The sequence below is a fragment of the Hyphomicrobium sp. CS1GBMeth3 genome (assembly GCF_900117455.1).
GTDB lineage: Bacteria > Pseudomonadota > Alphaproteobacteria > Rhizobiales > Hyphomicrobiaceae > Hyphomicrobium_C.
Window position 1 is genome coordinate 177,741 of the sequence record NZ_FPHO01000002.1, and the last position, 19,171, is coordinate 196,911.

The window sequence follows — 19,171 nt, forward strand, 5'->3', positions numbered from 1 at the left end:
ATTCTTCGTCCGAGAGGTCCTCTATCTTACACATATCTGTACGGCACCCGGAATTCGCCAATGAATTCCGAGGCGCTGGGAACGGCGTGGCACGGTCAGATGCAGGTCGGCAACAATTATTGCGCGGTTCTGTGATATAATTTAAATCTTAGGTTGTGCTCGCGGAATATTTCTGACTGAGTGGAACTCAGAGAATGGGTCGCAAACATAATTCGCGCATTCGCGGCGGCTCGTACATGAACTTCAGTTGGGCAGATCCTCGGCATGGCCATGACCAGTTCGCGTTTGATCCAGCCGAGAATGCACGCCCCTAGGCCCCACAATCGATTTCGAGTGACCGCCGTTTTTAAGGGCGGCGTTGATTGGCGCTGCCCTCATTTTCGAGACCGCTCAGGTCGCAAGCAATTTTTGACAACAGCCGGCCGACGGCATCGCTGACGGCCACCACGGTAGCAATGAGAGAAGGGACCGCCGCGAGCCCTCGCGCGCGAACGACAATTCATGCCCGATCTTCTGCTTACAGCGCACACCTTTCGACAGGGCGGCCAAGCTTGGAGCGCCCAATGAGAGTATTGCACGTTTTCAAAACCTATCTGCCCGATACATTCACCGGTATCGAACGGGTGATCTGGGAGATCGCGGAAGGTCTCGCGCCGGAGGGCGTCGAAACTCACGTACTCACGGTCAGCAAGGAAGCGAGCGCCAGCCCGCGTCCGATCGGACGGCATTTTGTCCGCCAGTCCCGATGCAGCCTGAACGTCGCTTCGACCCCGCTGTCGCTGTCGCTGTTCAAGGACTTCCGCGCTCTCGCTCCATCATTCGACGTCATCCACTATCACTTCCCCTGGCCGATGATGGACTTGCTGCATTTGGGCAGCGGTGTACGTCGTCCGTCCGTTGTTACCTATCACTCCGACGTCGTGCGCCAGCACCGCCTGCTCGTGCCATACCTTCCCATTATGCACCGCTTCCTTTCGAGCGCGGATTCCATCGTAGCGACGTCGCCGAATTACGTTCAAACAAGCCCAGTTCTGAAGTGCTACCTCGACAAAGTCGAAACCATACCGATCGGGATGTCCGAGGTGTCTAATGCCGATCCGAGCCTGATCGACAAGTGGCGTCGCTCAGTCGGTGAAGGGTTCTTTTTGTTTGTCGGCGCGTTGCGCTACTACAAGGGACTGCCATTTCTCCTGGAGGCCGCGGAGCGCACCGGCCTTCCAGTCGTCATCGTCGGAAAGGGCGAATACGCGGACGAAATCAAGCGCCGAGCGCTGCCGAGCGTCACGCACCTCAGCGACGTTTCCGACGAAGACAAACTCGCTCTACTGTCCTTGTGCAAAGCGTTCGTGTTTCCGTCTCATCGCCGCTCGGAAGCCTTCGGTGTTGCGTTGATTGAGGCGGCGCGCGCCGCTCGACCAATGATCTCCTGCGAGATCGGAACCGGGACGACTTTCGTGAATCGTCACGGCGAAACGGGGCTTGTCATCCCACCGGCGGATCCCGATGCGCTCGGTCAAGCCATGCGCGCGATCGACGATCGGCCGGAGATGGCGATGCGCCTGGGACAGGCGGCCCGTGCTCGCTTTGAAAATCACTTCCGATCCGAGCAGATGTGTGCGCGGTACCTGCGGCTTTACCGGACGGTTGCCGAGAGCGCTGCGTCTACCCGCGTCCGCGCGCCTGCGCCCGAGCCGGGCGTGGCGCTCGGCGCATCGTCGAAAGGCTACAGCGTGCGCGAGATCAAGCATCGATCCTCGCTTTTCAACACGGATTGGATCGATCGCATTCATGAGCCGCATGGGCAGGGTGTGGATTCGGCGTTGGATCGCGGTGATCTGACGGACGCGTCCGGTCGGCGCATCATTCAACTCGTTCAGCCTGACCAGATCCACAATCTCGCGGCGCAAAGCCATGTCGCTGTTTCAGTCGAAGGGTCGGAATATGCCGCTAATGCGAATGCAATGCGCTCCACCTCATTGAGGGCTTTGAGATCAAATCTGCAAAGCACGAGCCTCGGGGATCGCATAGTGCCTTGATAAGGCGTCAAACCAAGTGCCGCGAGGGGGTTCAATTGAGTTCGAAACTCGGCGACGGAGGATTCAAGCTCGCTACCTGGGCGCGTATCACGTTGGAGCTTGTCCGCCGCGATATGGAGGTACGCTATGCGGGGTCGCGTGCAGGCGTGCTCTGGAGCGTCGGCGTCCCGTTGCTCAACGCTGCCGTGCTTAGCACTGTCTTCTCGTGGCTCATGGCTGGCCGTATGGGGCTGCGTTATGACGGCGTTCCGTTTCCGGTGTTCTATTTCGCCGGCATCGCTCCGTGGACGCTATCTGCGGAATCCGTTGCGAGAAGTACGAACGTAATCGTCGAAAATGCATCAATCGTGAAACGCGTCCGTTTTCCTATGGAAACGTTCTGTATGCAGGTCGTCGGTTCCGCCTTTATCTCTTATGGCGTGATGATTTTTACCGCGATGCTCTTAATGCTGCTCTATGGGCTTCCACTGACTCCGCGTTTGATTTGGCTCCTGCCGCTGCTGGCGATTACGGCTTGCCTTGTGTTGGGCACCTGCTTTGTGTTGAGCGCGCTCGCAGTTTATTTCCGGGATATTGCGCAGATCATACCTGTGGTTTTGAATCTCGCTTTCTTTCTCACGCCCATCCTCTATCCGCCCAGCCTTGTCGAGCATGCACCTGCGTGGGCGCGCGTGATTATTCTCGACCTGAATCCGATGCACTATCTCGTGGAGGCGCATCGCTATTGCATCATAGGTGCCGCAGACATTGAGCCCCGAGGGGTTTTCTATGTTGGAGCAGTGAGCATTCTGGTCTGTATCGGGGGGCTTCTGCTTTTCAGAAAACTCAAATCCGGTTTCGCAGATGTTTTGTGATGGGGCGCGGGATTGTGATCAGCACTAAAGACATAAAAGGACACCTCCGCGCGGTCTATGGCGGGCTCCTCAGAATTCCTGTCGTTGGTCCGTCGCTCCGGGTTCCGGTGCGAAAGTGGCGAGAGAGGCAGGAAAGACGATGGAACGCTCCGGACGAGGTGCTGAGCCTGCTCGTTGCAGGACTGGAAGGCTTGCGCTCCGAGATGGGCATGACGCGCATGTTTGCGGCCGAGCGTCACGAGTTGCTCTCCGCATCGGTATCGGCCTTGGAAGGCAAGTTGGCCGAAACCCGCCAACGACTTGACGGAGTGACCAATCGCGTCGAGTTCGCACGCGCAGAGCTCATGTTCGAGATGCGCGCCAATATGAGCGGCGCGTCTCCGGTAATTCCCGGCCAAGCCCAGGCCGCCGCTCCGCTGCAGAGCAAGCTTATTGCCAAGGACAAGCTTGCTCAGATGGAGCGGGAGGGGCAAATCCGGCTGAACATGGGATGCGGCCACGTTCCGCTCGACGGCTACATCAACAGCGACATGCGCGCGTTGCCCGGAGTCGATCTTATAGCGGACGTCTCGGCTCTGCCGTTCGAGAGCGGAACCCTCTGCGAAATCCATTCCGCACATCTGCTCGAACACTTCCCCGTCGAGTATCTCCAGAGGGTGCTGATGCCCCATTGGCGCTCGCTGCTGAAGCCGGGCGGGATTTTCCAGGCAATTGTGCCCGACGCAGAGGCAATGATTTCTGACTTTCACAGCCAACAGCTATCATTTGACGACCTGCGGGAGGTCACCTTTGGCCTGCAGGAATACGACGGCGATTTTCATTTCAATATGTTTTCACGAGCGTCGCTCAAGCAGATCTTGAACGAGAGCGGCTTCGATCAAGTCGAATATAAATTTACCGGCCGGAAAAACGGAAAGTGCAGGGATATGCAAGTCTCTGCAGTACGAGTTTGATATGGTTCCGAATGTTTCAATCATCATCAATACCTACAACCGCGCCAAATCTCTGGCGCGGACGTTGGAGTCCCTCTCCTGGTTGCGATATGAAAAGTTCGAGGTCGTTGTCGTCAACGGCCCGTCCAGCGACGATACCGCCGCGGTCCTCGACACGTATGCCGATCGCATCAAGATCGGCTCCTGTCCCGAAGCCAACCTCTCGATGTCGCGGAACGTCGGGCTGGCGATGGCCTCGGGCGAGATCGTCGCCTATCTCGATGACGACGCGATCCCCGAACCTGACTGGCTCAACGCGCTGAGCGCGTTTTATGCCGACCCTCGTGTGGGCTGCGTGGCCGGCTATATCCGCGACCATACGGGCTACAGTTTCCAGTGCAAGGTCACTGTCTGCGACCGCTTTGGGGATGCCGAAGGCTACGACAACGTCGAGGCCGCGCTCGCCAGCGGGGCTGTCATGCACGGTCCAGGGAGTGCGCGATATCTCAGCCCGACGGGTGCCAACAGCAGTTTCCGACGACGCGCTCTCGTTGGGATCGGGGGCTTCGATGAGGTCTTCGCGTACTTCCTCGACGAGACGGATGTTGCACTTCGACTGATCGATGCCGGATGGAAGGTCGCCTATCAGCCGGCGGCAGAAGTGCATCATAAATTCGCTAGCAGTCACTTGCGCGATGCCAATCGCATTCCAACAAGCATCCATGTTCCCGCGCGGAGCAAGGCCTATTTCGTCATCCGGCATGCTGCAAATGCCTTTGGGCTCGGGAAGGCCGTCGACTACCTCGCTGATTACAGAATTGCCCGCCGGCAGGACAAGCGATGGCTGGCGAACAATGGACTGATCGACGCTGATCAGCATGCCAAGCTCGTGCGCGAGATTGCCAGCGGGACGGAAAGCGGAGTCGCCGAAGCGTTCATGTGGCCCAACGGCCGTTTGGCCGAGCCCGGCTGCGAAGAGGAACGAACGTTCAAGCCCTTCCCGATCCTGCTCCCAAAGGACGAGCGGCTCCGCATCTGTTTCATCAGCCAGGATTATCCGCCCGGTCCCGTGGGTGGCATCGCCGTGTGGACGCACACGCTTGCGACCGCTCTCGCCGCTCTCGGTCACGAGGTCAGCGTGGTCGCCCGCACGAAGGAGCATCCGCGCGTCGATCTCGAGCACGGTGTGTGGGTTCACCGCATTCCCCAGAGGCATCACCCCGAACGCACCCTTCCAGGATTGCCGGACCTTCCACCGTTGATCGCCGACTGGTGCTTCTCCGCTTTCGACGAGGTGCAGAGGATACGTGCCAGACGCAGTCTCGACATCGTGTCCGCTCCCATCTGGGATGTGGAGGGAGCCGCGTGCCTCGCTGACGGGACCCTTACAACGGTCACTAGCCTGCATTCGACATATCAGCTGGTGCTGCCCTCCAAGAAGATGTGGCTGAACGACGAGAATTATCGCCGGCTGCACGTGAACAAGCTGATCGCCGCCGAGGTATGGATGCTCGAGAGGTCGTCGCTCATTCTCGGCAACAGCCATGCCATCGTGCGCGACATCGAGCAGGCCTACGGGCTAACCGTTGACCCCGAGCGATTGCGGATCGTGCCTCATGGTCTGGTGCCGGAAAAGCCGGCTGTGGCTCCGGTGAAGTCAGGCTCGCGGATTCTCTACGTCGGGCGGTTCGAGACGCGCAAGGGCGTGGACGTTCTCGCCAAGGCGATCCCTCTGGTCATGGCGACCCACCCCGAGGCGCACTTCGTGCTGGTGGGCGATCCTAACGTCGATGAGGACGGGCGTGGACCTACCTACCTCGGCCTCGTGCGCCATGTCGTCGATCGGTATCCCGGCAGGGTCGAGATGCTGGGGGCCGTGTCGCGAGAAACGCTGATCGAAGAGTACGCGCGCGCCGACATCTTCGTGGCGCCGAGCCGCTATGAATCTTTTGGGCTGATCTTCCTCGAGGCGATGATGCACGGTGTCGCCTGCGTCGGGACGAACGTCGGAGGCATTCCGGAGGTGGTTGAGCATGAGGTCACGGGCCTGCTTGTCCCATCCGAAGATCCGGCTGCTCTTGCCGCCGCGTTATCGCGGCTGATTGCCGATCCGACGCTTCGCGGCCGGCTCGGTGACGCGGGCTATGCTGCGGTCACGTCGATGTTCACGGCCAAGCAGATGGCTGAAGCGGTGGAAGACGCTTTCGAAAGCGCATTGGAGGGATGCGCGCCTCAGTACAGTCAAAGGCTTCTGGCGACGGCCGGAGGCCGACGGTGATGCTCTTGGATATTCAACGCGGAATTCGCCGTTTCAGGACCTTGTTGAGCGCGGACGCCCGCCCGCATGCCGCGCCGGCAGATTCAGCCAACGATTGGCAACGAGTTGCCTCGCTCAAGGCGCTGCAATCGCGTGGCGAGGCGCCGGTTTGGAAGAGCCGCGGCGCCCAGCCCGATTGGGACGGCGAGGCGGACGTGGAATGGAACCTCCTCGCGTTTCCCGGCCGCGGCGCTGCTAGCGATGGAGCCTGATCGTGGACGCGCAGGTACGCCCGGCCAGCATTGAGCTCGTTGGTATTACGAAGGAGTACCGGCTTTACCATCGGTCTGTCGACCGATTGGTCGAGCTGTTTGCTCCCAATGGCCGCGTTCGACACGACACGATCCGTGCGCTCAGCGACGTAACGTTGTCTGTGGGCGCCGGAGAACGTGTCGGCATTCTGGGCGCTAATGGCAGCGGCAAGAGCACGTTGCTGAAGGTGATCAGCCAAGTCCTGACACCCACAGCGGGCGAGGTCCGGGTTGCGGGGCGCGTCTCGGCGTTGTTGGAGCTCGGCATCGGTTTCGCCGGTGAGCTCACCGGCCGCGAAAACATCATCCAGTACGGTATCCTGCAAGGCCTTACGCGCGATGACATCGCCTCGCGCTGCGAGGAGATCATAGGCTTCTCGGAGATCGCGGAGTACATCGACCAGCCGATCAGGACGTATTCGAGCGGCATGGTGCTGCGGCTCGCGTTCGCCTGCGCGGTTTTCACGGACCCGGACGTGCTGATCATCGACGAGGCGCTCTCGGTCGGAGACAGCTATTTCCAAGCCAAATGCCTGCATAAGATCCGCAGCATGCTGGATCGCGGAATCACATTTCTCTATGTCTCGCACAGCGCCGACAGCGTGCGGAGCCTCTGCACGCGCGGTGTGTTGATGGAGAGGGGGCGGGTCGTCCTCGACGGCGCATCCATCGATGTCGCGCGCGAATACGAGCGGCGCGCCTTCATTCGGGCAAGCCGCTATCAGGGCGCGTCCGCTCCGGACGGCGAAGCGCTAACGGAAACGAAACCGGGGGAAGCGAGTGCCGGCCACCTGCTGGATGTGGTGAGCGACGACGCGACCCCATCGGAGCGAGAGTTCGCTCGTCGCGTCGCAGCCATGCGCAGCGGCAACGGGACCGTACGGATCACCAACATCGAGGTGCTCGATGCGGAGGGTGGGCAGACGGACGTGGTGGCGCACGGAGAGCCGCTGACCGTTCGGGTCAGCTATCGCGTCATGTCTGTGCCTGCGGCGCACACGTCTATCGGTGTGGGAATTTGCGACAGGCTCGGAAATCAACTCGTGCATATGAACACCCTGGATAAGGGCATCGATCTTGCCGGCACAACGCCAGGCGTCCGTGGCAGTGTCGTCTTTCAACTTGTCAATTTGTTTTGCCCCGGAGACTTCGCGGTCATTGTCGGATGCAGCACGGTTAGCCGTCACCCGGTCAATCCGAGTATCTGGCTTGTCGACGAGCTTCACGATTATTGCGTCGGGGGTGCGGCTTTCACGGTTCCGGCATCGTCGGCTCAAGCATCGCTTTGGGGAGCGGTGGCACTGCCTTACGAGGTGGAGTTCGGAGCTGTATTGCCGAACGAAGTTAAATTCGCTGAATAAACGCGGCAATGGCGCCCAAATAATTCTGATCTCCGAATGAATCTTGGGCCGCAATGAAGTCGCGTATTTGAGCGCCGGTCCTGCGTAAAATATAAAGGTTTTAAATCGATGATGAGATTTCCCATTGATCATTATTTGACCTCGCCTCGGCATGCTCTTTTCCCCAGGCTTGCTGCGCGTCTTCAAAGCAACGCCATGCTTCCCGATTGCGGGAGGTTGGTTGATTTCCAGCGAACAGTTGGTGATGGAGTTTATCTCGGCGATCATCGCGTGCTGACGTCTTCTGTGCACGACGTGCGTCTTATTCTGGATGCTCGTGATATTATACTAACTTCAATAATTCTGTTGAATGGTGAATGGGAACCGGAAACATCGCGAGTGTTATTCTATCTTCTGCGGCCAGGTATGAACTTTGTCGATGGGCGGGTTCGGCCGGGTGGGAAAATAGGCAGATCCCGTCGCGTTCGAATTTCTTTCTGAAGTCCAACGTTAGGGGGAATAAGGCTTGACCAAGCTGTGCATATTTGCCTCATGCATCTTATGTGTATGGACGGCCGCGACGTCCGTTTTGGCGAAAGCTAAAGAAAACGACGGTCGAGGTTTTTCGGTACAGACCATTGGTGGATCTGTCTCCAGACTTCGGGCGCCAAAGTCCCTCACTGGTCGCTCGAAAAAGGTGCAGAGCTCGGATTATATTCTGAGACTGGTTGAGTTGCGCGCGGACGGGTTTACACCGGCGCGCATCGCGCCGCTTGGCGGAGCTTTTCTTCTCGGTATCAGCCTGCAAAATGAGGCTGATGTTCAGCTCATCGATCTCGACCGCGCGCTCGCGTGGCAGCTTGGAAAGTTGCCTATCGCTGATGTCAGCGGGGTCGAAGCGTCCGTCTGGCCGAGGATTCTGGACCTTCGCACATTGTCGGTCACGTGGGGGAGGGACGCCGACGATATCGAGCGCCCACTTAGCGCTGATATTCTGATATCCGGATCTGTCTTCGACGGCGCCGAGAACAAGCGCTGCCAGTTGGTTTTCGTCAAAACTCTCAAGATAACATTTGATGAGAAGCCGACGTTTGAAGCCGTCGAGGATTGGTTCAAGTCACCGTGCGTCCCAGAGGAGATCGGAACCAATCACTCTTGGGAAAGCGGCGGCGGTCTTGAGCTGGTTCCGGTCAGTGCGCGTAGAGACCCCTCCAAGATTGAGTTCTATCTCGGCCTCGGCCACTTCCATGCGATCCACGATACGGAGTGGTTGGGTACGCTATCGGAAGCGGATCGGCAGCTATTCACAGCGGTGATCAGAGTCGCCGCGCCGGGTAATTCGCGCATCGTCGCAACGGGCATGCGCAATACGCAGGGGCTCGCCAATGTCTTCGTGCCGGGCGTTGCCGATCCGGTATTGGTCGGTACCGATCAAGGTCCGTACTCCGGCGATGAGATCAACATCATAACCGCGGGCGAAGACTATGGGTGGCCCCAGTCCACATTTGGTGCTCGCTACGACGAGAGGGATCGCTACGTTGCAAAATCCGAGCGCTTTCACGCCAGCGGCACGCGGCCTGTCTATTTTTTTGCTGAATCCGGCACGGCGGCCAGCCCTATCATCCAAGTGCACGGCGAGGCGTTCTCTGATGCCTGGGCACCGAGGGAAAATACAGGCCTCGCCAATCTCATTGTCGGTGCAATGGCCCGTGGCTCGCTTTATCGGATCGTTTTCGATGGGCATAAAGTGCTGACCGCTGAGGCTCTCGATATCGGCTTCCGGCCGCGATCAATCGTCGATCTTGATGATCGTATTGCCATTGGTTCGGATGAAGGTGTCGTGGCGTTTCTCTACCCCGAGCAAGTTCGAACAGCCGGCAAGTTTCGGCCTCTAAGCTCCGGTGTGCGGGTCGCCTTCGTGCCCAAAGGCGCTGGTGCCGAGCGCACGGACGTTCCAGTCGCCTCTGGAAATTTGCTCGATGGGGATGCCGCGCGCGGTGCGGTCGTATTCAACCGCTGCCGCAACTGCCACTCGCTCGAGCAGGGCGGACAAAGTAGTGGTCCGTCGTTGCATGGGGTGTTTGGTCGTCGCCCCTCGGATACTGAGGATTATCGGTTCTCCGAGGCAATGTTGAAGCTCGACCCCCGGTGGGATGCGGTTACTTTAGATCGCTTCATCGAGCGACCGCGCAAATTTGCGCCCGGCACCAAGATGCTCTTCCAAGGGATCGCCGATCCTCAGGATAGAGCGGATCTGATCACGTTCTTGAAGTCCGTAACAAACTGATAGCTTGCGCTCATCATGTTGGCCCGGCCTGCCGATCTTCCCATGTCAAGAAACGAACGACGCGATACCATGCGGCCACAAGAAACCGAAGGTGCTGCTGAGCCCCGAGACATCGTCGTCTATCACGACTACTTCGCAATCCGCGGCGGTGGGGAACGGCTTGCCCTTACTCTTGCGCGAGACCTGCAAGCACACCTGGTGTACGGGTTCCGCACTGCGAGCAGCCATGACGACACGCTATTTCCTGCGCGCACAAAGTCGCTTGGGCTGGAGCGGACGCTCAACATTCCAGGCTTGAAGCTCATCCGCTTGGTCCTTGGTTTTCTCGGACAGCGCCAAGCTGCCGGAAAATTCCAGGTAAGGATCTTTTCTGGCGTTGCTGCGCCGTTCGCTGCGCCGAAGAAGGGGGGCGGCCTAAATATCTTCTACTGTCACACGCCGCCTCGATTTCTGTTCGATCAGCGAAAGCGTTTCCTTTCCGGATTCCAGCTCCCCGCAAAGCTAATTGCGCTTCCTTTGATGCGGATATTCGAAGGACTCTACGCCCGCGCAACGGCGCGCATGGATGTCATCGTTACGAATTCGGAGAACACGCGCAATCGCATCAAGACGTATGTCGGTCGGGACAGCATCGTCGTCTATCCACCGGTCGACATCGATCGCTTCCGCTTTCTCGGCCAGAAAGACTACTACGTTTCTACAGCGCGTTTGACCGCCCTCAAGCGCGTCGACCTTATCGTCGATGCTTTCCTTAAAATGTCGGACCAGCATCTGGTCGTCGTGTCTGGAGGCGAGGCCCGTGCTGCCCTCATTGCGCGCGCCAAAGGTGCACCCAATATCGCGTTTCTCGATTGGGTCGATGATGTCACGCTTCAAACTATTATCGGCGAAGCAATCGCGACCATTTATTTGCCCATCGACGAGGACTTCGGCATTTCTCCCGTAGAATCCATGGCGGCAGGAAAGCCTGTCATTGGAGTCGAAGAGGGAGGGCTGTTGGAGACGATCGTTCCCGGCGAAACGGGTATGTTCGTGCCGAAGAACTTTACCGCGGACGACGTGGTTGCGGCCGTGCGGCGGATGGCTCCCGTGGCGGCTCTAGAGATGCGAAAGGCATGCGAGCAGCGCGCCCAGGAATTCAGTCGTAGCCATTTTATATCGCGTATGAAGCAGATTATTGAAATGCCGAACGTCAACGGCAAGTGAGGGCTACGCAGGTTTCGGGCCGCAGTGCCGAGTGATGAGAGCGATAGCGCAGCAATTCTCGACCGCCATGCGATCAAAGCGGCGATCGTGTCATTCTGAGAAGTTGAAGGACGCGACGGGGGCTGGAGATCCTTGCCTGCGCTTTGCCGTCTCAGGCTCAATTCCTCACACGCAGCGAGGACCAAGAATTTTATCTGGCGCTGGACGTACGTAGACCGCGTTGCCTGGGGTTTGTAGCCCAGCACGTCGGCCAAATCGAATTTTCAGGGGTGCTCCGGAGAACTAAGTCATTGGCTCCGCGGGTAGGATTCGAACCTACGACCGATCGGTTAACAGCCGATTGCTCTACCACTGAGCTACCGCGGAATGCCGAGAGCCGCGCTCATAGCAGATGGTTGCGGCGAGGGCCAGAGGGTCCGTGAATTTTTCGCGCCACCGACCCTTTGCGCAAGGCAGATTGGCCGAAAAATGCCCGTGCCGCGATGACATTTGCAGGCTCCCGGGCTGGGCACATGGTCGCGGACAGGGGCGCGTTGTCCTGCGGGGTGGTGGCAATCGCACTGCGCAGCCGAGAGTGGGCCTTGAGCGCGATCGCGTTGAGCATGCCGCCCATTCAATGGCTCGAGGCGGCCCCTGCGCCGATGCCGGTTTCCGAGCGCACGAACTGAGCCTCGAAGGAGGCACGCTCGGCCTGGGCCGTGGGGCTGCGGTCGAGCTTCGAGACGATGTAGATGCCGAGGAAGGCCAGCGTCATCGAGAACAGCGCCGGGCTGTCATAGGGAAAGAGCGCGCGCTCGAAGCCGAAGGTCTTGACCCAAACGGCCGGGCTCAGGATCACCATGGTGACGGCCGAGGCGAGGCCGAGGAAGCCGCCGACGACGGCGCCGCGGGTGGTCGTCCCCGGCCAGAAGATGCTCATCAACAGCACCGGGAAATTGCAGCTCGCGGCCACCGCGAAGGCGAGGCCGACCATGAAGGCGACGTTCTGGTTCTCGAACACGTAGCCGAGCAGAATGGCGATGACGCCGATCACGAGCGCACTGATCTTCGAGATGCGCACCTCGGTTGCCTCGGAGTTGCGCCCGCGTGCGAAGACGCTGGCGTAGAGATCGTGGCTGACTGCGGAGGCGCCGGCCAGCGTCAGACCCGCGACGACGGCCAGAATGGTCGCAAAGGCGACGGCCGAGATGAAGCCCAGAAACAGCGAGCCGCCGACCGCATTGGCGAGGTGCACGGCGGCCATGTTGGTGCCGCCGAGCAGGCCGTTGATGTGATCATAAATGCCGCCTTCGCCGACCTTGAAATAGGACGGATCGTTCATCAGCAGCGTGATAGCGCCGAAGCCGATAATGAAGGTCAGGATGTAGAAGTAGCCGATGAAGATGGTGGCGTAGAATACGGATTTGCGTGCGGCTTTGGCGTCGCGCACGGTGAAGAAGCGCATCAGGATGTGCGGTAGGCCGGCGGTGCCGAACATGAGCGCGAGTCCGAGCGAGACGGCGGAGATCGGATCGCTGACCAGCTTGCCTGGAGCGAGGATCGAGAGGCCGTCGGGGTGTGTCTCGGTCGCCGTGCGGAACATGGCCTCGAACGAGAAACCGAAGTGGTAGAGCACGGCGAGCGCCATGAACGTCGCGCCGCCGAGCAGGAGGCAGGCCTTGATGATCTGCACCCATGTGGTTGCGACCATGCCGCCGGTGGCAACGTAGGTCACCATGAGACCGCCGACGATAACCAGGGCATAAAGGTAGGGGAGTCCGAACAGGAGCTCGATCAGCTTACCTGCACCCACCATCTGCGCGATCAGGTAGAACGCGACGACGGTCAGCGTTCCAACGGCGGACAGCGTGCGGATAGGCGTCGTCTGTAGGCGGAAGGCGGCGACGTCGGCGAAGGTGTAGCGGCCGAGGTTCCTGAGGCGCTCTGCGATCAGGAACAGCACGATCGGCCAGCCGACAAGCCAACCCACCGAATAGATCAGGCCGTCGAAGCCGGACGCGAAGACGAGGCCCGAGATGCCGAGGAAGGAGGCCGCCGACATGTAATCGCCGGCGATGGCGAGGCCGTTCTGCGTGCCGGTGATGCCGCCACCCGCGGCGTAGAAGTCGGAGGCTGTCTTGGCGCGGCTTGCTGCCCATCGTGTGATGACGAGCGTGGACGCCACGAACAGCAGGAACATGACAATGGCTTCGACGTTCACTTGAGCCTCTCGATTATGCGCTCGGTGGCGAGGTCGAAGTCGGTGTTGGCCCGGCGCACATAGAGGCCAGTCAGGACGAACGCGGCGAGAATGACGCCAACGCCGAGGGGAATGCCGAGTGTGGTGACGCCGTCGCCTATGCGGGTTGCCAGCAGATCCGGGGCGAATGCGACGGTCAGGATGAAGCCGAAATAGATGGCGGCCATCGCCAAGGACAGGCCCCACGCGAAGCGCGCGCGGCGGCGCTCCAGCGCAAGAAATTCAGGATCGCGCTTGACCTTCTCGATCAGCGCGCCGATGTCGGCACTCATTCGTTCTTTCCCCCCGATGACGGGCCTTGTCCGGACCTGCCGGCGGCGTCTTTGCGTGGCGAGAGCTTAGCCGATTATTGGGCTAGGAAAAGATCTTCGTGTTGATGCGGTTATGCTTAAGTCGAACGCGAAGCGGTCGACTGTCCACTATCGCAGAGGTATCGTCCGCTCCGCGAACATGCGGGGCGGAAAGCGCATTCAGGCGGTATGCAGGATAAACCTTCCACAATCTTCGATGCGTCGACCCAGGGGCGCGAGATCATCGCGACCTTCGGGGCGCTGGTACTCGTGCTGCTTTTGGCGTCGCTGGACCAGACCATCGTGGCGACGGCGCTGCCGGTCATCGTCAACGAGATCGGCGGGCTCTCGCATCTCTCGTGGATCGTTACTGCCTACCTGCTGGCGAGCACCGTCGTGGTGCCGCTCTACGGCAAGCTCGGCGACCTCTACGGCCGGCGGATCGTGCTGCAGGGGGCGATCTTCATCTTTCTCGCGGGCTCGCTGCTGTGCGGCCTGGCGCAGAACCTGCCGGAGCTGATCGTTTTTCGCTTCCTGCAGGGGCTCGGCGGCGGCGGGCTCATCGTCACGGCCATCGCGGTCGTCGGCGACATCGTGGCGCCGCGCGACCGCGGACGCTATCAGGGCTTCTTCGGTGGCGTGTTCGGGCTTTCGACCGTGCTCGGGCCGCTGATCGGCGGCTTCATCGTCGACAACTGGTCGTGGCGCTGGATCTTTCTCATCAACCTGCCGCTCGGCCTCTTGGCGTTGTTCGTTATCAACCGCACCATTCGCGGCGTGCCGCGCAAAGGGGCAGCGGATATCGATTACGTGGGTGCGGCTTTCCTGGCGTTGGCGCTGACGGCGATCGTGCTGATCACAAGCCTCGGCGCGACGCTGATTTCGGCTGCGCCCGTCAGCCTTGGCGCCATCGTGGCGCTGGGTGCGGTGGCGCTCGTGGGCTTCGTCTATGTCGAGGCGCGCGTCGCCGATCCGTTGCTGCCGCTGCAACTCTTCCGCGATCGCGCGTTCGCTATCGGAACGTCGGTCGGGTTCATCGTCGGCATGGCCTTGTTCGGATCGATCACGCTCTTGCCGGTCTACTTTCAGGTGGTCAAGGAGCTCGATCCGACGAGCGCTGGGCTCTACATGACGCCGATGATGCTCGGCGTGTTCGCGAGCTCGGTCACGAGCGGACAGATCATCAGCCGCATCGGGCGCTATAAGCTATTTCCGGTCTGCGGGACGGCGCTGATGACGACGGCGCTGATCCTGCTCTCCACCATCGACGCCGAGACGCCTGCGAGCCGCGCCGCCTTTTATCTGCTGCTCCTCGGCCTTGGGCTCGGCATGGTGATGCAGATCCTGGTCATGGCGGTGCAGAACTCCGTGCCTTACGAGCGGCTCGGCGTCGCGACTTCCGGCACGACGCTGTTCCGTTCCATCGGGGGCTCCGTGGGGGCGGCGCTCTTCGGCGGCATTTTCGCCTATTTCTTGGGGGACAGCGCGCAACTCGTCGTGCCGGGTGTCGAAGGGGTGTTGAACCCGGATGCCATCCGCGCGCTTCCCGATGCCGTGCGGTCGCGCTATCTCGCCGAATTCGTCCAGGCGCTGCACCCGGTGTTTCATACGGCGACGGCGATGGCTTTTGTCGGCTTCCTCATCACGCTCTCCATTCGCGAGGTGCCGCTCCGCACGACGATCCGGCCGGAGCCGGTCAGCGATGCGTTCCAGATGCCGCGCGATGCGACCTCGCTTGAGGAGCTGGCGCGCATCGTGACGCGCATGACGGCGCGCGAGAACCGCTGGCGCGTCTATCAGCGGGCGGCGGAGCGCATCGGCCTCAAGATCGAGCCGGATACGCTCTGGATGCTGGCGCGGCTCGGCGAGCGGCATGGCCGCGCGACGGTAGATGACATCACGGCGTGCTCGTGGATCGAAGGCGGCCAGTGCCGCACGCTGCTCCAACGCCTGGTCGCCGCCGGCATGGCGAGCGGGGCAGGGGACGACGGTCTCTTTACGCTCTCGGCCGAGGGCGCGGCCGCCTACGAGCGGCTGCTCCGCCGGCGCGAAGCGGATCTCGAGGATATGCTGGCCGATTGGGACCGCAACGAGCATCCCGAGGTTCGTGCGCTCATGAAGGAGCTTGCGAAGTCGTTTGCCAGTGTGCCGCCGGCCAAGGCGTAAGGAGCGTCGACCCCAAAAGTCACTCGGCGGGAGCGCGCGGCGCTTCGAAGGGCTTCCACTCCGGCAGCGTGCGACCGTCTTGCGCCGTGAGGAAGACGTTCTGACGCTCCTTGCCGCGATAGAGCGCGATGTCCTCGACGCGGTTGTCGAGCAGCGACTTGTCATCGGCGAGGCAGGCAAAGAGCGTACGCATCATGTTGACGGGTGTCATGCCATCGTAGACTTCGTCGTCGCACCGGCCGCCAGAGCCGACCGCGATCATGATGCCGAAATCGTCGAGAGCCGCGACCTCGGGCGAAATGCCGGCTTCCTTGAAAGCGGCGTTCGGATCGTCGACGTCGGCGAGACGATTGTAGCGATGCGCTCCGTGATCGCCGAAGATCAGGATGACGGCTTCCGGGTCGGCTGCACGGATGCGGTCGATGGTGTCGAGCATGTTGACGTTGGCGATTTTCGTCTTCTGCCGGAAGTCCTCCTCGAAGCTCTCAAGTTGTCTCCAGTGGACGTCCATATCGGAATGGGCGGGCAGGTTGACGTGCGCGAAGGTGAACCACGGGGGCTCGCCGGGCTTGGGCGTTGCGTGCAGCCTCGTGCGCAGAACTTCCATCTGCGGCTCGAGGCCGATCTTGCGCTTCATCCTCAGAAGCGGCGCGCCGAAGACGCGCAGCGCGCTGCTGATCGGCTTGTCCGGGAACACGTAGTCGAGCACGCCCTGCTCGTTTACGAAGTAGTCGATACCGTGGATGTACTGGAGCTGGTAGCCGTTCGATTTGAGCGTCGCGAGCACCGGGTTGTGCACGACGCCGGCGAGCAGCGGGCGGCCGCTCTGGCTGTCCGCGAGACCTGTCTCTGTGCTGTAGAAATGGTGCTTGCCGAGGAAGACGCTGATAGCGGTCTGTAGCGTCGAATTGTAGTTGCTGAAGGTGTGCACGACCTTGATGCCGCGCTGGGCGAGATCGGCATAGTGCTGCGAGTTGTCGAAGTCGAACACCTTCTGATAGGCGTCGGCGCTGCTGTAGGCATCATAGATGAACAGGTAGATGTTCGGCTTGTGCGTGAACTTTGCCTGCTCGAAATCCTGCCGGACCGATCCGATCCAGGACTGAGACGTATCCATTGTGCTCACGAGCCAGCTCGTAGCGGCAACCGCCGAAAGCACCGAGAGGAAAGCGTTCACGCGGCGCCGCGCCCCGGCGCGGAACGCCCACACGAACACGGCGCCGATCGCGATGTAGACGGCGATGACGAGGATACGGTCGGGGACCGCGACCTTGATCGTCTTGGCCAGCAGAAGGCAGATGATGACGGTACAGACGACGCCGAACACGATGGCGCGCAACCCCGGAGATACCGGCGGCCGCTGCCACTTGGCCGCGATCCAATCGATGAGCCTCAGCGCGCCCTCGACGATCGCGTAGATTACAAGACCCGATACGATCGCGAACGCGACCAGGAACGCGGACTGCTTGGCCTGCAGCGCGTACCAATTCTGTGACAGTACGAAGAGCGTCGGATAGAGCGCGGCCAAAACGACCGAAGCCGCATAGCCGGCCCAGCCGTCTTTCACGATCCTGCTCAAGGCGGATGACATTTCCCTGCAACCTTTGCGCTAAACCCTCAACCCGGCTTTCTCGCCATCAGGTACAGGATGCGCTCGGTGCCTGGGATGGCGCGCCGCTCGACGACGTCGAAGTGCGTCGTGAACGCGCGCTCGAAGCCTTCCTGCGTGTAGTCGGGGAAGATGTCCGGTCTGTTGGCGAGCAGCCGCTTCACTTGCGAATCCGATTTCGGCACGAACTCGATGATCAGATTCCCGGATACCGCCGCGAGGAACGCGGCGACCTTCGGAAGCGGCAGATTGTTGCCGATGGCGAGATGATGAAAGAGCGCGAGCGCCATGGCGAGGTCGGGCGCTGTCCGCTCGAACAGCGCCTTACGCTCGCGATTGAAGAAGCCCAGGGCCGGTGTCGGGTTCGTCAGATCCGACAGAGCCGGAACGATGTTAGTGATGCGCTCCTTGCGGCACTGGCGATAGTTCAGGTCGACGGCGCGCGGGTCGATGTCGACGCACAAGATCTCGCCTGCGAGGTCGCGGACGGCGCGGGACATCTCGCCGTTGTTGCCGCCGAGATCCCAGAGCGTGCGCGGGGCGACCCGGGTGACGTAGTCGCGGATGATCGCCTTCTTGGCGTCGAAGGCGTCGCTCGAGTAATTCGTGTCGTTGTAGTAGTCACCCCATTCGGTGAACTGCGCCTTCGGCTTCAGCTTGGCGATCAGCCGCTTGAGCGAGCCGGCGATGGCTTTGTGCTGGGCCGCTGACAGCGTGCGCGTCACCGCCACTTTCTTACGTTCGTCGGCGTATTTTTGCGTCATGCGGCCGTGCAAATGCAGATGCATTTGGATAGCCGGTGATAGCCGTGTGCGGCGCGGTAGGAGCCGCGAGGCAAGATCGAGCGGGATGCCGTCGAGATGGACCTGCAGCAGACGGCCGAGCGACAGATCCACGTACGACATGAGCAGGAGCGGAGCCAGGAAGTGTCGGCAGAACTGGCCGTAGGCGGGCCAAGCGCTGTGTCCCTCCAACGGATCGAACGACAGATGGTCGATCAGTGTCGCGCGCCCATCGACGAACTGGATGTTGAAGGCGCTGGCGTCCTTCAGAAGCATGCCATGGTCGAGGGCCAGCAGGTGAAGATCCAGCGTCGTCAGCGCCGCGTCCTGAAGCTGGCTGAAGCTCCACTCGTAGGGATAGGTCAGCAGCGAGAGCTGGCGCGGCTTCAGCACTAACGCACCGGCTGGGTCGGCGCCTTCTGGAGAGAACTGGTCTGCGGGAGCGGTCTCGAACGGGAGCAGCAGTCCGGCGCGCGTTGCCTTGGCGAGCAGGCCCGTCTCCTCGGCGCGGCGGAACACGGGCACGTAGGCCGCTTCAATCCAGCGGTAGATGGTTCCGTCCTGCCAGAACAAGAAACCGGACGGGTCGCGGAATGAGCTGAACTCGCGCGGCGCGGCTGCGCTGCTCGGTGCCGAGGGTGTGATCGCAGGGGCGCTCATCCGGCGGCTCCCGACGCTTCGACGTTCCGGACTGCAAGCAGGGTTTGCTTGGGCACGATCCCTCTTCCCACCTGTTCGGCGAGGCCCCCAGATGACAGAATTTTGACATCCTGTAAATGCGAGGCGGAACGGAATTAGGGCACCTCTGCCGCCGTGGCGCGGCGGGCGCTGTGTGGGGAGGAGGGTGGTCGTGGATCGTAGC

Annotated in this window: 11 protein-coding genes, 1 tRNA gene and 2 pseudogenes; 9 read left to right on the forward strand and 5 right to left on the reverse strand. The window is 60.9% G+C overall.

What is annotated here, in order from left to right; genetic code table 11:
- Positions 1-563 precede the first annotated feature (563 nt).
- The 8 genes and pseudogenes from CS1GBM3_RS00990 to CS1GBM3_RS01030 all read left to right on the forward strand — a co-directional run.
- Positions 564-1,568 (forward strand): annotated as a pseudogene (locus CS1GBM3_RS00990) (glycosyltransferase); the annotation flags it as partial.
- Between the two features lie 129 nt (positions 1,569-1,697).
- Positions 1,698-1,981, forward strand: a pseudogene (locus tag CS1GBM3_RS20000) (GDP-mannose 4,6-dehydratase); the annotation flags it as partial.
- Positions 1,982-2,071: 90 nt separating this feature from the next.
- Entirely contained in the window at positions 2,072-2,890 is an 819-nt protein-coding gene (locus CS1GBM3_RS00995; protein ID WP_072390168.1) for an ABC transporter permease, read from the forward strand.
- Positions 2,890-3,843, forward strand: a complete 954-nt coding sequence (locus CS1GBM3_RS01000) for a class I SAM-dependent methyltransferase (protein ID WP_072390171.1) — start codon at positions 2,890-2,892, stop codon at positions 3,841-3,843. The genes CS1GBM3_RS00995 and CS1GBM3_RS01000 overlap by 1 nt, the downstream gene beginning before the upstream one ends.
- 1 nt (position 3,844) lies before the next feature.
- Positions 3,845-6,100, forward strand: coding sequence for a glycosyltransferase (locus CS1GBM3_RS01005; RefSeq protein WP_072390174.1), 2,256 nt, complete (start codon positions 3,845-3,847; stop codon positions 6,098-6,100).
- A 253-nt stretch (positions 6,101-6,353) separates the two neighbouring features.
- Positions 6,354-7,751, forward strand: coding sequence for an ABC transporter ATP-binding protein (locus tag CS1GBM3_RS01015; RefSeq protein ID WP_072390180.1), 1,398 nt, complete (start codon positions 6,354-6,356; stop codon positions 7,749-7,751).
- Positions 7,752-8,319: 568 nt separating this feature from the next.
- A complete protein-coding gene (locus CS1GBM3_RS19205) occupies positions 8,320-10,017 on the forward strand; it encodes a PQQ-dependent sugar dehydrogenase (RefSeq protein WP_139247719.1) in 1,698 nt (565 codons plus the stop codon).
- 42 nt (positions 10,018-10,059) lie between these two features.
- Positions 10,060-11,223: a glycosyltransferase gene (locus CS1GBM3_RS01030; RefSeq protein ID WP_171946404.1), complete on the forward strand. Its 1,164-nt coding sequence runs from the start codon at positions 10,060-10,062 to the stop codon at positions 11,221-11,223.
- 291 nt (positions 11,224-11,514) lie between these two features.
- Here the strand turns inward: CS1GBM3_RS01030 and CS1GBM3_RS01035 are convergent.
- The 3 genes from CS1GBM3_RS01035 to CS1GBM3_RS01045 all read right to left on the reverse strand — a co-directional run bounded on the left by CS1GBM3_RS01035 (position 11,515) and on the right by CS1GBM3_RS01045 (position 13,734).
- Positions 11,515-11,589, reverse strand: a tRNA-Asn gene (locus CS1GBM3_RS01035).
- A gap of 247 nt (positions 11,590-11,836) precedes the next feature.
- Positions 11,837-13,402, reverse strand: a complete 1,566-nt coding sequence (locus CS1GBM3_RS01040) for a cation acetate symporter (protein WP_210186199.1) — start codon at positions 13,400-13,402, stop codon at positions 11,837-11,839.
- A gap of 17 nt (positions 13,403-13,419) precedes the next feature.
- Positions 13,420-13,734: a DUF485 domain-containing protein gene (locus CS1GBM3_RS01045; RefSeq protein WP_072390188.1), complete on the reverse strand. Its 315-nt coding sequence runs from the start codon at positions 13,732-13,734 to the stop codon at positions 13,420-13,422.
- Positions 13,735-13,941: 207 nt separating this feature from the next.
- Between CS1GBM3_RS01045 and CS1GBM3_RS01050 the strand changes: the two genes are divergently transcribed.
- Positions 13,942-15,918 carry an MDR family MFS transporter gene (locus tag CS1GBM3_RS01050; protein ID WP_072390191.1) on the forward strand — a complete coding sequence of 659 codons (1,977 nt, stop codon included), beginning with the start codon at positions 13,942-13,944 and terminating at the stop codon, positions 15,916-15,918.
- Between the two features lie 19 nt (positions 15,919-15,937).
- Here the strand turns inward: CS1GBM3_RS01050 and CS1GBM3_RS01055 are convergent, their stop codons facing one another.
- Together CS1GBM3_RS01055 and CS1GBM3_RS01060 are read right to left on the reverse strand one after the other, a co-directional pair.
- Entirely contained in the window at positions 15,938-17,497 is a 1,560-nt protein-coding gene (locus CS1GBM3_RS01055) for an LTA synthase family protein (RefSeq protein ID WP_139247720.1), read from the reverse strand.
- Positions 17,498-17,535: 38 nt separating this feature from the next.
- Positions 17,536-18,969, reverse strand: a complete 1,434-nt coding sequence (locus CS1GBM3_RS01060) for a hypothetical protein (RefSeq protein ID WP_072390197.1) — start codon at positions 18,967-18,969, stop codon at positions 17,536-17,538.
- Positions 18,970-19,171 lie beyond the last annotated feature (202 nt).

Coding starts and splice junctions, on each gene's coding strand:
- CS1GBM3_RS01050 (WP_072390191.1), top strand. CDS start 13,942: ATGCAGGATAAACCTTCCACAATCTTCGATGCGTCGACCCAGGGGCGC.
- CS1GBM3_RS01060 (WP_072390197.1), bottom strand. CDS start 18,969: ATGAGCGCCCCTGCGATCACACCCTCGGCACCGAGCAGCGCAGCCGCG.
- CS1GBM3_RS01040 (WP_210186199.1), bottom strand. CDS start 13,402: ATGTTCCTGCTGTTCGTGGCGTCCACGCTCGTCATCACACGATGGGCA.
- CS1GBM3_RS01005 (WP_072390174.1), top strand. CDS start 3,845: ATGGTTCCGAATGTTTCAATCATCATCAATACCTACAACCGCGCCAAA.
- CS1GBM3_RS01045 (WP_072390188.1), bottom strand. CDS start 13,734: ATGAGTGCCGACATCGGCGCGCTGATCGAGAAGGTCAAGCGCGATCCT.
- CS1GBM3_RS01000 (WP_072390171.1), top strand. CDS start 2,890: ATGGGGCGCGGGATTGTGATCAGCACTAAAGACATAAAAGGACACCTC.
- CS1GBM3_RS01030 (WP_171946404.1), top strand. CDS start 10,060: ATGTCAAGAAACGAACGACGCGATACCATGCGGCCACAAGAAACCGAA.